This is a genomic window from Sporolactobacillus inulinus (genome assembly GCF_006539285.1).
Lineage (GTDB): Bacteria > Bacillota > Bacilli > Bacillales > Sporolactobacillaceae > Sporolactobacillus > Sporolactobacillus inulinus.
In genome coordinates, this window is record NZ_BJMS01000087.1 from 1 (window position 1) to 14,550 (window position 14,550).

Annotated in this window: 12 protein-coding genes and 2 pseudogenes; 5 read left to right on the forward strand and 9 right to left on the reverse strand. The window is 43.2% G+C overall.

Annotation, left to right across the window (positions count from 1 at the left end):
* Positions 1–657: 657 nt before the first annotated feature.
* The 7 genes from SIN01_RS11465 to SIN01_RS11495 form a co-directional block, all read right to left on the reverse strand.
* On the reverse strand, positions 658–3,918 hold the full coding sequence (locus SIN01_RS11465; protein WP_130031244.1) for an FtsX-like permease family protein: 3,261 nt from the start codon (positions 3,916–3,918) through the stop codon (positions 658–660).
* A gap of 5 nt (positions 3,919–3,923) precedes the next feature.
* A complete protein-coding gene (locus tag SIN01_RS11470; RefSeq protein ID WP_010024205.1) occupies positions 3,924–4,631 on the reverse strand; it encodes an ABC transporter ATP-binding protein in 708 nt (235 codons plus the stop codon).
* A gap of 302 nt (positions 4,632–4,933) precedes the next feature.
* Positions 4,934–6,253, reverse strand: coding sequence for a sensor histidine kinase (locus SIN01_RS11475; protein WP_010023850.1), 1,320 nt, complete (start codon positions 6,251–6,253; stop codon positions 4,934–4,936).
* Positions 6,253–6,930 carry a response regulator transcription factor gene (locus SIN01_RS11480; protein WP_010023849.1) on the reverse strand — a complete coding sequence of 226 codons (678 nt, stop codon included), beginning with the start codon at positions 6,928–6,930 and terminating at the stop codon, positions 6,253–6,255. Before SIN01_RS11480 ends, SIN01_RS11475 begins: the two co-directional genes overlap by 1 nt.
* Before the next feature lie 96 nt (positions 6,931–7,026).
* Positions 7,027–7,830: a prolipoprotein diacylglyceryl transferase gene (gene lgt, locus SIN01_RS11485; protein WP_010023848.1), complete on the reverse strand. Its 804-nt coding sequence runs from the start codon at positions 7,828–7,830 to the stop codon at positions 7,027–7,029.
* A 95-nt stretch (positions 7,831–7,925) separates the two neighbouring features.
* Positions 7,926–8,318 (reverse strand): DUF1634 domain-containing protein, encoded by a 393-nt coding sequence (locus SIN01_RS11490; RefSeq protein ID WP_010023847.1) that lies wholly within the window; start codon positions 8,316–8,318, stop codon positions 7,926–7,928.
* The gene (locus tag SIN01_RS11495; RefSeq protein ID WP_010023846.1) at positions 8,306–9,145 is read right to left on the reverse strand and encodes a sulfite exporter TauE/SafE family protein; all 840 of its coding nucleotides are present in this window, start codon (positions 9,143–9,145) and stop codon (positions 8,306–8,308) included. The genes SIN01_RS11490 and SIN01_RS11495 overlap by 13 nt, the downstream gene beginning before the upstream one ends.
* A gap of 191 nt (positions 9,146–9,336) precedes the next feature.
* Between SIN01_RS11495 and SIN01_RS15220 the strand changes: the two are divergent.
* The 4 genes and pseudogenes from SIN01_RS15220 to SIN01_RS11505 form a co-directional block, all read left to right on the forward strand.
* Positions 9,337–9,423 (forward strand): annotated as a pseudogene (locus SIN01_RS15220) (LysR family transcriptional regulator); the annotation flags it as partial.
* Between the two features lie 23 nt (positions 9,424–9,446).
* Positions 9,447–9,512: pseudogene (locus SIN01_RS15695) on the forward strand (hypothetical protein); the annotation flags it as partial.
* Between the two features lie 72 nt (positions 9,513–9,584).
* Entirely contained in the window at positions 9,585–10,211 is a 627-nt protein-coding gene (locus SIN01_RS11500; protein ID WP_237760186.1) for a LysR substrate-binding domain-containing protein, read from the forward strand.
* A 129-nt stretch (positions 10,212–10,340) separates the two neighbouring features.
* Positions 10,341–10,664 carry a DsrE family protein gene (locus tag SIN01_RS11505; protein WP_010023843.1) on the forward strand — a complete coding sequence of 108 codons (324 nt, stop codon included), beginning with the start codon at positions 10,341–10,343 and terminating at the stop codon, positions 10,662–10,664.
* A gap of 163 nt (positions 10,665–10,827) precedes the next feature.
* Here SIN01_RS11505 and SIN01_RS11510 read toward each other — a convergent pair whose 3' ends face one another.
* On the reverse strand, positions 10,828–11,844 hold the full coding sequence (locus SIN01_RS11510; RefSeq protein WP_240698474.1) for a YeiH family protein: 1,017 nt from the start codon (positions 11,842–11,844) through the stop codon (positions 10,828–10,830).
* A 149-nt stretch (positions 11,845–11,993) separates the two neighbouring features.
* On the opposite strand from SIN01_RS11510, the gene SIN01_RS11515 reads away from it, so the two are divergent.
* Entirely contained in the window at positions 11,994–12,869 is an 876-nt protein-coding gene (locus tag SIN01_RS11515; RefSeq protein WP_047035590.1) for a LysR family transcriptional regulator, read from the forward strand.
* A gap of 231 nt (positions 12,870–13,100) precedes the next feature.
* On the opposite strand, the gene SIN01_RS11520 is transcribed toward SIN01_RS11515, so the two are convergent.
* Positions 13,101–14,550, reverse strand: a 1,450-nt coding sequence (locus tag SIN01_RS11520) for an FAD-dependent oxidoreductase (RefSeq protein WP_141306085.1), incomplete at its 5' end; no start/stop codon positions are given.

Sequence of the window (14,550 nt, forward strand, 5' to 3'; positions counted from 1 at the left end):
GTGTTGATAAATACAAATAAAGTTGTTTACTCACGTACGCACCAAGCCGTATTCTTTCGTTGAAATTAGTGGTGATTAAAGAAAATAGTTATTTACTCGTTCAGTCATTTAATTATTCACCCACTATTTTATGACAAAAAAGTCCTTTACTGATGACTACATACATATCATCTGATTAAAAATTTTTGTCTAGTAAGAATTTTTATTTTCGGGATCAAACCAACCATCTGAGCGTCTTGGAGAAATTTCATGAATAAACAAGGTTTCTATTTTATCAAAATCGAAAAATGAAGTTCTTTACTTATTTTTTTAAGATTGATAACCATTATTTACCTACACTTTACTTAATTCATGCTGAATGACAGACCGTATCGCCATTCGTAAGCGTCAAATAATCCCCACCTGAAAAACAGATGGGGATGCTCGTTATTTATGAGCTCTTGGAGACACAGACTAATCAATTAAAGACGCTAAAGCGATCAATATATAGTCGGACCAGCTCAACCGTTCAAATAGTGAACTCTATTTCGCATGTATAAAATGAATCTCAAGCTCATATGCATCCGGATGTAGTTCCAAGTCTTCATTGATTTCATGCAAAAATCATGCCGTACAAAATGAACAATGATTTAACCTCATGATGTCATGTGTTCTAGGTTACTCATTACCCTTTAGTGCCTCAACCATATTAATCCTGCGCAGGGAGCGCATGGTCACCAGGTTGACGACCCAAGTGAAGATGAAGGTAAGCAAGGCACTGATAATAAAACTTTGCGGTAAAATTGACTTAACAAACATCACACCGTCTACCTCGATCCCACTTAGAATCTTCGCATGCAGGAATATGCCGCCAATGATACCGAGTACAATGCCGATCAACGTCAGGATGTAACTTTCTCGAGTAACATAGGCCGAGACTTCTCTGTCATAAAAACCAAGCACCTTGATTGTGGCAATTTCCCTAAACCGCTCACCAATATTGATCGTCGTCAACGTATAGAGAACCACAAACTCAAGAAGGATGGCCGACAAAATAATGACCCAGACCACATCATTGAGACTCTTAACCGTGTCTTGAAAGGTTTGTTCACTATCGGACAGGAAAGACACGTTGGCGACACCATCAACTTTCGTCAATGATGAAGAAATGGAATTATGCGACGCCTTCGTATTTAGATTCGTCAGGATCTGGTTGACCGCTACATGTGAACCGTATGCTTTTGAATACAAGGTGGGCGTCATGAACACATAATTCAGCAAATAATTCTCTGCAATACCCTCAACGTGAAAATGATGGCTATGCGTCGCATCGTCCTCAATCGCAAGAGTATCGCCCGTTTTGATGTTTAATAGCTGAGCAAGTTGCTGCGTAATGACGACACCGTCATTTGACAGAGAAATTGGTGCGCCCGTTTTTGCAAAACGAGAAGGTGCTTGCCGCAACTTTAAGTAGTTTGAAAAATGATCAGGTTGTTGCGGGACCATAAGGTTCACCTGCTCGCTTTTCGTACCCGACTTCACGGTGATATTCTTGTTGGTATTTTCTATGAACGAGAATACCCCGGACGTGTTTCTGAGCTGGTGCGTTATTGTACCTGTCTGACCGGCAGTCACATTGTTTTTCAGTTGAACGGACATGTCGTATTTCATAATCTCGCCAAATTCTCTTTGAGAGACCTGAGTGGATATAGAATCCTTGAGCCCCAGACCGGTAACAAGCATCGCGCAGCAACAGGCGACACCCAATACTGTCATCCAGAAACGCTTTTTGTACCGGAAAAGATTGCGCGCCGTTACTTTCTTACTGAAACTCAGATGGTTCCACAGAAAATGGATACGCTCAAGAAGAATCCGTTTCCCATTTTTTGGCGGTTCCGGCCGCATCAATGCCGAAGGTACGGAACGGAGCTCGCTGATACAGGTGAACAGCGTTGCCGCCGTGATCAGTGCTAATGAAATCACCAGTGCTGTAGTGGCGATGCCGGGATAAAAACCGACACTCATGGCTGGCATCGAATACAAGATCATATAAGCCTTAAATATTACGGACGGCAGTAAGATAAACCCAAGAACCATGCCGATGATACTTCCAATTAAACTCGCCGAAGCGGAATAGAAGAGATATTTGAACGCGATGGCCCCATTACTGTAACCCAAAGCCTTAAGCGTACCAATCTGCGTGCGCTGTTCCTGTACCATTCGAGTCATTGTCGTCAGGCAAACAAGAGCGGCTATTGCAAAGAAGATGACCGGGAGAATACTGGACATACCGTTGCTGCGGTCAACGGTACTTTGGAAACTTGAATAGCCCGTATTGTCGTCGCGGCTCATTATCTTCCAACTTGGTTTCGCAATTTGGCTGACTTTGTGTTTAGCAGTATGGATTTGCTGCTCCGCCTTACTCAGCTTTTTGTTCGTATCCGTTTTTTGCTTCTTCAGATTCTGCCGTGCTTGATCAATGAAATTTTTTTGCCTAGTAATCTCTTGCTGCCCTTGTGTGATCTGCAATTTCTCCTTTTTCTGCGCAGCAGCAAATGAATCTTTCTGACTGTTCAGCTGTGCCGTCGAGTCGGCAAGCTGTTGTTTGCTGGAATTCAGTTGTGTTTGCGTGGCCGCAAGCTTTTTCTGCTGAGCCGAGAGATTAGACTGTGCAGTTGCCCGCTGCTGTGTTAAAGTGGCCAGTGTATCTTTTATTTTTTGAATCTGAGCGTTTGGGCTTTCCATCTGTGCAGGTGTCAGGCTTCCGTTCGTATGACCGACAGAAAGCTCGGTTTCAAGTCCGTTAAACTGATTCTGCAGAGATGAAATTTTTAACGAAAGGGCATTGATTTGCTTTTCGGCGGCGGAAAACTGATTTTGTGCCGCTGCCGTCGATTGTTTAAATGAGGCGGATTTTTGGTTATATACAGCCGTGCTGTCAGTAAGTTGCTTCGTTGCGGTGTCAAGTTTAGCCTGAGTTGCAGTAAATTGCTGATTAGTTTGACTTTCCATCGCTTTCAAGTGATCCTGTGCAGCATTCAGTTTATTTTGTGAATCATCGATTTTCTGCTGTGCCTCAGCAAATGATTGATCCGCTTGTTTCTTTTTTTTGTTATATTCGTTCTGCTGCTGAGTAATCCGCTTATTGTTCTTGCTGACGAGATCGTCATAACGCGTTTTGGTCCGGCTATCTGCCACGTGATTTAAGTCGTCTCTCACGGCGGAAACTTTGTTGGAATAAGTGTCGCTGAACACATCCAAACCGTTGGTATCCGCTGCGGAAACTAGAATGGCCGTGTAGTCAGATTGCTTGAAGTTCTGCTGCGGCATAAAGATCAGACCGCTTACCTTGCCATTTCCGATGGTGCTGGTTCCCCGGGCTCTGGTTAAATAGGCAGGGCTATCGACAGTACCCACGACCTTAAGTTTCGTGTCGTGCAAGCTGTCTGATAGGTTTGCCGCCGAACCGGATGACAAAGTGACAAGGTCGCCGATCTTCGGGTTGCTTCCGTTTTTTTGCTGATCCACGACGACCTCGCGGGAATTTTTCGGAAACCTTCCCTTTACAAGGGTCAGCGAGTTGATCGCTTCGTTTGATCCGTTACCGTTTGGTATGGAGATTAAATGCGCAACATTGGTTTGTTTTCCGTACGTCTGCATGGCATCCATCATAAAAACAGGCTGGGCATTCTTGACGCCGGGCACCGTGCGTATCGCTTTTAAATCGTCCTGGTTAAAGCCAACAGGTGACAGGATTTGAAGATCCATGAACCGACTTTTTGAAAAGTAGTTGGCAACGGATGCAGATAAATCCGGACCGATGGAATTAAATCCGACATAAAAAGCGACACCAAGCGTCACAATCACGAGGATTGCGAAAAAGCGGTTCAAAGAGCCCTTAATTTCACGAAATACTTCTTTAATTAGTGTTTTTTGCATCGCACTCACCACTTAATCTCTTCAACATTGACAGGGTTAGGATTGATCTCCATGTTTTCAACACGTCCATTTTTGATCTTGATCAGTCTGTCACCCATCGGAGCAATCGCCAGATTGTGTGTAATCAGCACAACGGTCATGCCGGTTCTCCGACACGTATCCTGCAAAAGCTTTAATACGGAACGCCCCGTATTGTAATCGAGAGCCCCCGTCGGCTCATCGCAAAGCAGTATCTTCGGATTTTTTGCGAGTGCGCGGGCAATGGCTACACGCTGCTGCTCACCTCCGGAAAGCTGTGCAGGAAAATTCTTCATTCGTTCTTCCAGGCCCACCTGCATCAGCACATCACGAGGCGGAAAGGGGTGATCGCAAATTTCAACAGCCAGTTCCACATTTTCAAGGGCGGTCAGGTTTTGCATCAAGTTATAGAACTGAAAAACAAACCCAATTTGTTTGCGACGGTACGTGATCAATTGCTTTCGTGAATAGTTGTTGATCTCCTGGCCGTCAACGGTAAAGTGTCCTTTTGATGGGGTATCCATGCCACCAAGAATATTCAGCACCGTGCTCTTCCCAGCCCCACTTGGACCCGCTACTATAGCGAATTCCCCTTTATTGACGATGAAATTCACGCCGGAAAGAGCATTAACAACCACCTCCCCCATTTTGTACTGTTTGGTTATTCCTTCAAATTCAATGATGGGTTCACTCATATCTACTTCCTCCTCTCTTTAAAAATAGGCCGAGTTAACGTTAAATGTTGATTTTGCCCATGACTGGTTGGAGTAGAAGGCGCGAGACTCCTGCGAGATCAGCGGAGCCAAATGAGACCCCACAGCGCGCGTCACGAGCGAAGAGGCTCACGGATCGCCCGCGAAAGCGAGTGCCTGAAGCGAAAAACAACAGACACGTTTAACAGAGCTTAAAAATAAAGAATGGGTGACCAAGGGATTACCCTATGTCATCCATCCTAACAATTGAAAATAAAATAAAAATAGAAAAAGATAAAGAAAACTTAAGAATTGACGATGGGCAGCTTTAGTTCAATACCAAAGTCATTGTTCCAGGGTTTGTAAGCACGAATGGATCCCTCGTGCTTTTCAATGATTTCCCTGCAGATAAAAAGACCAAGCCCACTGCCCCCTTTTTCACGGGATCGGGATGGTTCTCCGCGATAAAAGCGATCAAAAAGAAGCTGCAGCTTCTCCTCCGGTACCTGCATCCCGTTATTTTCGATTTTGACTTTTACGTCATTATGGCTTTGCGTTATAAAGGCGTGCACAATAAGTGGCCGCGCACCGTATTTAATAGCGTTGCCCATGATATTCGCAATTAATCGGTTGATAGAAGACTTGTCAATTCGGATCATGGTGTTATCGTCCATTTCACTACTATATTCAAGCTTCGCATCCACACCGTCCCATTCTTCTGTATAGGGTTCCAAAACAGATTGCCAGAATTCTGCGGCGGATATGATTTGAAAGTCTGCAGGTGTATTTAAATCAGTGACAAGGGCAGCGTCCTGAAACTTATCAATCAGGTCTCTGATGTCGTCCGCTTTCCGACCGATCACTTCATAATAATGCTGCTGTTTTTTCAGATCCGAAACTTTTCCGGAAGATAAGCGCTCAGTATACGTGATGATCGATGTGAGCGGTGTCTTCAGATCGTGCGAAATGGCTGCCAGCATCGTCTGTTGCTGCCTGTCGACGGTTTGTAATCGATGGATCATTTGATCAAACCTTTTTTCCAAAACACCGATCTCGTCATGCCGGTAGTCCTTTGCCCTTATTTTCATTTTCAATGGATTGCTCTCCATCCGTCTGTAAAGCGCTAAAACAGGTTTTGTAATGGATAGGTGAAGAAAAAAGGCGATCCATAAAAACAGAAAAGTAAAGAGAAGCAAGATGATCCATAGGTATTTGATGGCGTACGCTTCAAATACCTCGGTGCGTGTCAAATTCATCCCGTTTATCCGCAGACCATATCGTACGACCCCTCGGGTAATGATATAATCTTTTGCCGATATGTTAATGATTGTTGACGATTGACCTAACGACCACAGTACGTTTCCCTTTATATCCAGTAATTGAATTTGCATTCTATGATTCGCGTAGGGGGTCAGCAGTCTCACTATGCTCTTCTCATCCTTGGATGCGGACGCTTTTTCAGCAAGTTTTGAAACCCTATTTTGATAGTATTGCTCTTCTTTTACCACATCGTAACGAAAATCATTTCTGAAAAAAATAACAAAGCTGAGCAGAAGCGTTGCGACAAAGAAGAGAAATATGACAAGAAAAAACGCAGAGAGCTTAAAACGGATCGATTTGTGCATCAGCCATCGCCTTCCAACTTATAGCCAATGCCCCAGATCGTTTTGATTCGGTGTCCTTCACTGCCTAGCTTGGAGCGAAGATTTTTAATATGCACAGTAATTGTATTGAGGTCTCCGCCGTAGCGGTCATTCCAGACAGCAGAATAGATCTGTTCACGTGTGAGTACCCTGTCTTTGTTTGCAAACAGGTAACTTAGAATTTGAAACTCCTTTGTGGAAAGATCAGCAGGAACTCCATTAACAACAGCCTGCCATTTGGATTTGTGAAGCTCAATTTGTCCAAAACGTAAAATATCGTCCGCTTTTTCCCTTTTGTGTTCGCGTCTTAAATGTGCGTTAAGTCTCGCGATAAGCTCATCCATCGAAAACGGTTTGGCGACATAATCATCGGCTCCGATCTGCAGACCGATGACTTTATCGATGTCCCGACTCTTTGCGCTGAGGATCAGCACAGGGGCGTCTGTCTCTTTTCTGATATGATTCAATGTCTCCAGCCCGTCCATTTCCGGCATCATAATGTCAAGTATGAAGGCATCAATTTTCTCAGATTGCATTAGATCAAGCACTTGTAAACCATTATACGCACAGCTGACAAGATAGCCTTCGTCAGTCAGTGCATCCGATATAATCTCAACAATTTCCCTGTCGTCATCGGCAACCATTATTCGATTCGGCAACTCAATCACTCCAATGATGTGAATGAAAGTCAAAAAGATGGTTAATTAAAGTTAATAATGTGTCGTTCCGTATTACATTGCAACAGAACAGAATGATCAGGCATCCAGATAATATGGACGCTTCTCTTTTTTTACTCTCCAAAACAGGATCAACCCGCCTGCGAAAATGATCAGTACGACTGCTAGCCATTGAGAGACGCGCAGTGGTCCCAGCATCAGACTGTCTGTCCTAAGTCCTTCAATGTAAGATCGGCCGAGCGAATACCAGATAACATAGGACAGAAAGAGCTCACCACGGCGCAGGTTCACCCGCCTCAGTATAAGGAGGAGGATAAAACCGGCAAAATCCCAGACCGATTCATATAGAAAAGTCGGAATATAGTAGGTGCCGTTAATCAGCATCTGATTGACAATAAAATTTGGAAGATGCATAGTCTCAAGCGCAGCTCGTGTCGTCGGGCCACCATGGGCCTGCTGATCCATGAAATTACCCCAACGTCCAAGTGACTGTCCGAGAATCACACTCGGCGCAATAACATCAGCCACCTTCCAGAACGACAAATGACGAATTCGACAAAATACAATCGTCGTGGCTGCCCCTCCAATCAAAGCACCATAAATGGCAATGCCACCGTTCCACACAGCAACGATTTGTGATGGATGTTCCGAATAGAAAGACCATTCAAAAGCGACATAATAGATACGGGCACAAATAACGGCGATTGGTACAGCAAACATGATAAGGTCAACATATGTATCCTTGGGAAGACCACGCTTGTTGCCTTCGCGCATGGCAATCATCAAGCCAAGCAACGCGCCACAGGCAATAATAATACCATACCAATAAATATGAATAGGACCTAGCTGAATAGCGACCGGGTTTAAAGGTTGAACAGTCAAAATTAAATCCTCCACTCCAGAAATTTTGATTTTAGATTTTTCGCCTGCTTGTCGAATAAATTGTATCATATTAATTTTTTTATTCTATTATAGGCTTACGCCATTCTACCAATATAGAAACTAATGATCAGAATTGAAAAGACGATCAGAGTGATCACTGTATATAAATAATCTTTTTCGATGAGAAAGGCGATAATCGAAATACCCACTCGAAAAACCGGAGTGAGCATGAGGGCGAGTAGTCCCATCAAAATCACCCCGTATGGCTTCAATGCAAAACAACCTTGCATGATATCTTTGATATGCGTTGGATAACGATCTGCCTCATATCCCGATTGACCCTCGGCATAAAACAATATAAGCCCGAAAATAATTATTAGGCTACTCATCGTTATTCCTATCCTTAGTGTCCACCCAATCATTAGACCAACTGAATCCATGTTCTTCTCTCTGGTTGCCTTCGCTTGCGAATGATTCACCACTTCCACCCCAATCCTTCCAGAATCATCTGAATAGCGATATAAGCGATCACCGGAACAAAAATAATTCGAATGGTTTTGCTTTTCATCCGCTGCATGATCTTTGTACCAATTGTTGCTCCTACGAGTACACCAATGGCAATCGGTCCGGATATTTGAGGATCGATATCACCGCGAATCAAATAAACACTGGCACTTGCTGCCGCGGTGACACCCATCATAAAATTGCTCGTTGCGCTGGAAACCTTCAATGGCAGTTTCATGAACAAGTCCATGGCCATGACTTTGAAACTGCCACTTCCGATTCCAAGCAATCCTGAAGCCACGCCAGCGCCATACATCACACCAAATCCTGCTGGCACATGAACTGCATGATAGGAGACCTCTTTTTCCAGATTTTTATCATAATAGTTCCCATTCAGTTTCATTTTATTGGCTAAAGATTTTCCCCTGTTCAAATCATATTTCTCTGCTTTCTTTTTTTGAAGCATGGCTAACGCTGAATATAATAAAAAGAGTCCGAAAATGATATAGAGCACGCTCGATGAAACGAAACCCGCTAGAAAAGCTCCAGTGATCGCGCCAATTGTCGTTGCAACCTCCAAAAACATACCAATACGCAAATTTGTAATCCCATCATTGATATAGGCAATCGCTGCACCGCTTGATGTCGCAATAACAGCAATCAGACTGGCCCCTATCGCATGATTTATGTCAATACCGAGCATCAGGGTCAATATTGGAGTGATAACCGTACCCCCACCAAGCCCGAGAACAGAACCAAAAATTCCGGCAAACACAGCAACAAAGATGAGTTTGATTACGAGTAGTGACAAGGTTTCATCTCCCGTACATTGATTATTTTGAAGTCTCACGATATCTTGACGATCATATCAGAATCTGTACGTTCAAAAGGTAAACCCGGCCTAAGCGAACCCTACAGTTTAAATAGTATGCCTTGTTAATTGATAATAAAAATATTATTATTTTATTAATGTCATAAGTAATTTATTATGGAGGAAGAAAATTGACATTCAGACATCTTCAAATATTCATCACAGTGTGTGATAAATTGAACATGACAGCTGCTGCCGAATCCCTTTTTTTATCTCAACCTGCAGTCAGTCAGGTCAGGCCATCTCTGAACTTGAAAAACATTTCGGCGTTCGTCTTTTTGAGAGGCTGTCCAAAAAGCTCCATCTTACAAAAGCTGGAAATAGCCTTTTATACTATGCTCGTTACATTATCCAAATGAATAGCCAGGCAGAGAAAGAAATGCGTTTAATAAACAAGAGAAATTTTATACGAATTGGCGCAAGCGTCACAATTGGTGCCTATATACTTCCGAAACTTATTCTAAAATTTAAAGAATTGAATTCTGAGAACACGGTTGAAGTTATTGAGGATAATACTGCAAAGATTGAAGAACTCATCTTGCGAGACCAGTTGGATTTAGCTCTCGTGGAGGGAGAGACGACTTCACCGAACCTCATCAGAAAATCTTTTATGGAAGACGAACTAGTCCTTATTTGCGGCGCTAGCCACCGTTTTGCTGCTATGACCTCAGTGAATCCGCATGAACTTGAAACGGAACCTTTCATCGTCCGTGAGAAAGAAAGCGGAACACGTAAAAAATTTGAAGAGGTTATGGCAGAAAAGGAACTGTCCTGGCACGCTTCCTGGACATGCAATAACGTCGATTCCATCAAAATGGCTGTTGCTGCAGGTCTTGGTGTTTCCGTTATTTCAAAGTTTGCCGTAATAAATGAAGTTTGTAGCGGCCAATTATGTAATAAGGAAATTGATGGACTTCATTTCAACCGTCACTATAAAATGATTTATCACAAGGATAAATACTTGTCCCCGGCAATGCAAAGGTTTATCAAGCTTTGCGACGCTTAAAATTAGTACACCAAGCAAAATGTCATATGTCACATCGATGATCTATGATAAATTGACATACTTTTCTTGTTATCAAAGACTGTTGCATAGTACTAAAAAGAAAGACAAGGTGGAAGGAGGGACGGGAACTTGTATCATGTCATTTTCCATATCGATGAAGAAGAGAAGTGGCCTCTGCTGCTTGGAAATGTTGAAAATCTTCTGGCGGGTATGACCGCTGAAGTCGAAGTACTGGCTAATGGAGCGGCTGTCGTTGGCTATAAGTCTGAAGCATTCATCAATCAGATGAACAGTTTGAAGAGTCAGGGCGTTCAGTTTGTTGCCTGCCGGAATGCCTTGAATGCGCGTCATTTACTGAAAGAAGATCTATTTGCATTTGTATCTGTTGTTCCGGCAGGGGTTGTCGAATTAGTGGAAAAACAAAGCAGTGGTTACGCATACATTAAGCCCTAAAATGAAATAAATTCTCCTTAGACACTCGTTAAGCCGCTGTACAATTTGTACCGTTCAAGAAAAATTTGAAAAAGTAATTTTGTAAACAAAACAGCACTGAGCCCCATAACCGGAGGAGACTCAGCGCTGCTTTTTTATCCATTCAGCTGCAAATGTCTGGGTATTACCGGTATATCGTGAAAAATGTACTCACTGAAAGAAGAACAGAAGTAATAGCCATTGCTAGAAATGGCTTTAATGCTTTTGTTCGCAGGTCCTTCAGACTTACATTCAGTCCCAAACCAATCATGGCCATCGTCAAAATAAAAGAAGTGAAGGAAGAGATTCCATTCATCATACTTGCCGGAATAGTAAACGCATGACCCAGAACGTAACTTCCAAATAAGCTCATAATAATGAAACCGATGAGAAACCAGGGAAATTCAATTTTCGCTTCCGAACCAGATTTCGTTTTTTCCTTATGTTTCATCCAGTACACGAGAATAAAACTGAGTGGGACCAGCAGGAAAACCCGGCCCAGTTTGGCCAATAAAGCCATAGCCAGAGCATTTGGACCCGCAGGTGCACCAGCCAGAGCAACATGGGCAATCTCGTGCAGGCTGACTCCTGACCATATCCCGTATTGTAAAGCTGTCAGAGGAATAAAGGGTCTGATAATTGTATACGCGATGGAAAAAACGGTTCCAACCAGTGCGATAATCCCTGCACCGATTGCGGTGTCTTCGTCTTTCGCTTTCAAGATCGAGGATGTCGCTGCAATCGCCGCGGCACCACAGACGCCCGTTCCAATTCCCAGTAACAAAACTAAAGTCGAATCCTCTGCCTTGAGTAATCTTGCAATCAGAATCGTAAAAACTATTGCAAAAACAATTGTTCCGACGTCTCTGATCAGCAGCCATCCTCCCTGATGCAGAATCACATCAATATTCAGTTTTAATCCATAAAGAATAATTGCGAATCGTAACAGCCTTTTTGCAGAAAATTGGATGCCTGAGCGGATTTTTTCCGGATATCCCCAGATCTGCCGATAAATAATTGCGATAATAATCGCGCAGGCAAGCTGTCCCACATGATCAAATCCTGGAACTTTAGATAATCCATAGCCTATTAGAGCGATAATGAACGTGAAGCCGATCCCCCCGAGCCAACGTCCTGTCAAACGAACTTCTTTGTCTGCCACTTGATAATCTCCTTTTTGCAATGTTATGCTCCCAATAATAAAAGTGTTTTAATGATAAGTAAAATAAATTATAATTATCGTTATAATAACTTTTTACGAATGATCATTGCTTTCATCAGAAGCTTAAATTAATTAGAAGGTGGATTAATGTGGATCAAGCACTATATGTTTTTATTACCGTTGCTGAACAGCAAAATTTCACTCGGGCTGCTGAAATGCTTCATATGACTCAGCCCGCTGTAAGCAATCATATTCATTCACTGGAACGATCGTTGAATATAAAGTTGTTAGAGAGAACCAATAAATATGTTCGGTTGAACAAAGCGGGAGAAATCGTATACCATCATGCCAAAGATATTCTGAATCTTCATACTCGAATGGAGAATCTTCTGGATGATCTAAAAAATACCGTAAGTGGTACCCTGTCTATTGGTGCCAGTTATACCTATGGTGAATATGTACTCCCTTATAAAATCTCAACTCTGCTTCGATCCTATCCTTTACTGAATCCGAGTATTACCATAAGGAATACAAACGAGATTATTGACCTCATGATGCATCACCAAATCGATGTAGGGATAATAGAGGGAGAAAGTACCAATGAGCGCTTGAAGATTACTCCCTTTGCACAAGATCGACTGTCGGTGATTGCTGCATCGGATCATCCTTTATTTTCCAAAAAGAAAATAAGTCTTCTAGACTTGCACCAAGAGAGATGGCTGGTACGAGAGATGGGGTCAGGAACACGAGAAATGCAGCAAAAATGCTTCAAGCAATTGGATTTCTATCCTAAAAACGTGATGACCCTTGGAAGTACTCAAGTGATAAAGGAATCGATTGAAGCTGGTCTGGGCATTTCTCTGCTCTCACATTTGACGATCAAAAAAGAATTAGCGCTTGGAAGATTAAAGTTAGTCAATATAAAGGGATTCCCAATGATCAGGCATTTTTCACTTGTTACGCCGAATAGCAAATTTCAGACAAAAGCCGCTGAAGTTTTTGTTGACTTATTAATCAACGAATAAAAGAAGGAAATTGAGAGGTATGGCTTCTCGCGTGCAATTTTTGATAGGGGCAAAGGTCACTATGAATGATAAGGAGGACACCTCTGTAGTACCACAGGTGTCCTCCTATTCTTTAGCATAACTGATCCTCTTGACAGTAGATAGATCTCTACCGCCTGTTACATCAGTGCAGAAGGCTAAGCTTTTTCTGCCCCGATTCAATCGAACTGATCATTAACCTTTTGTATTGGGTTACTTTACTTTTTCTGGAAAAGCGCTACTGTACAGTTTATAGCCTCCATCCAGATTCTTAACCGAATAGCCCTTCTGAGCAAGAATACGCGCCGCAAGATAGCCGCGAAGCCCCACCCGACATGACACAATCAGGTCGCGATCTTTTGAAATCTCACTTAACCGTTCGCGAAGATTGTCTAAAGGAATATTTACAGCCCCCTGGATGGCGCCGTTACCATATTCCTGTTCCGTCCGAACATCAATAAGCAGCGCTCCTTGTTTTACCAACTGATCGACTTCGTTCCACTGAACATTCTGCACCTTTCCATCCAGCAAATTTTCTGAAGCATAGCCGATCAAATTAATCGGTGCTTTTGCCGAATTAAATGGCGGCGCGTAGGCTAGTTCCAGTTCGGTCAGATCATTGACCGTCATTTGTCCATGAATCGCTGTGGCTAGTACATCGATGGTCTTATCGATTCCCTTCTCACCAACCGCCTGTGCACCTAGAACCTTTCCAGATTCAGGATCAAAAAGCAGCTTGAGTGTCATCTGCAAACTGCCTGGATAATAGGTTGCATGATCCGGCGGGCTCGTGTGCAGCGCTTGGTAGGGGATATTGTTTCGCTGTAATAATTTCTCACTCAATCCAGTTACGGCTGCAGACAAATCAAATGCTTTCACTATTGATGTACCCAGAGTTCCCTTGTAACTACGTTTCATCCCGCTAAGAATATCAGCAACCATGCGCCCCTGGCGATTGGCCGGAGAGGCGAGTGGAATGACCGCTGCTTTCCCACTGACTGTCTGAGCAACTTCTATTGCGTCACCAATCGCATAGATATTGGGGTCACTGGTCTGCAGTTGATCATTAACCGATATGCTGCGACGCATACCGAGTGCTAAGCCTGCTTGCTCAGCTAAGAATGATTCTGGAACAACACCGACCGATAAGAGTGTCAGATCCATCTGCTTACGCGTACCGTCATTGAGAACAAGAACCGCACCTTTTTCTTCAAATCCAGTGACAGTTTTTCCTTTGAGCACCTCAATGTCGTGCTTTTTCAGTTCAGCTTCTATCATAATCGCCATTTCCGGATCAAGCGGAGGAAGGACTTGATGCTCTCGTTCAACGATCGTCACTTTAAGTCCGCGTTCTGCCAGATTCTCGGCCATTTCAATGCCGATAAAGCCGGCACCAACGATCACCGCACGATCCGCTTTATGCTGCTGAAGATACTGAACAATACGTTCAGCATCCGGAACATCACGCAGCGTGAACAAATTGTCCGCTTGGTCGACTCCTTCAATTGGCGGACGCATCGGGTGCGCTCCTGTCGAGAGAATCAGCACGTCATAGGTCTCATCATAAGACTTTCCATGATGATCAATAATTACCTTCTTATGTTCTCGATCAATACAGGTTACTTCGCTTTCGGGCCGCACATCCAGACGAAAACGCTGATAC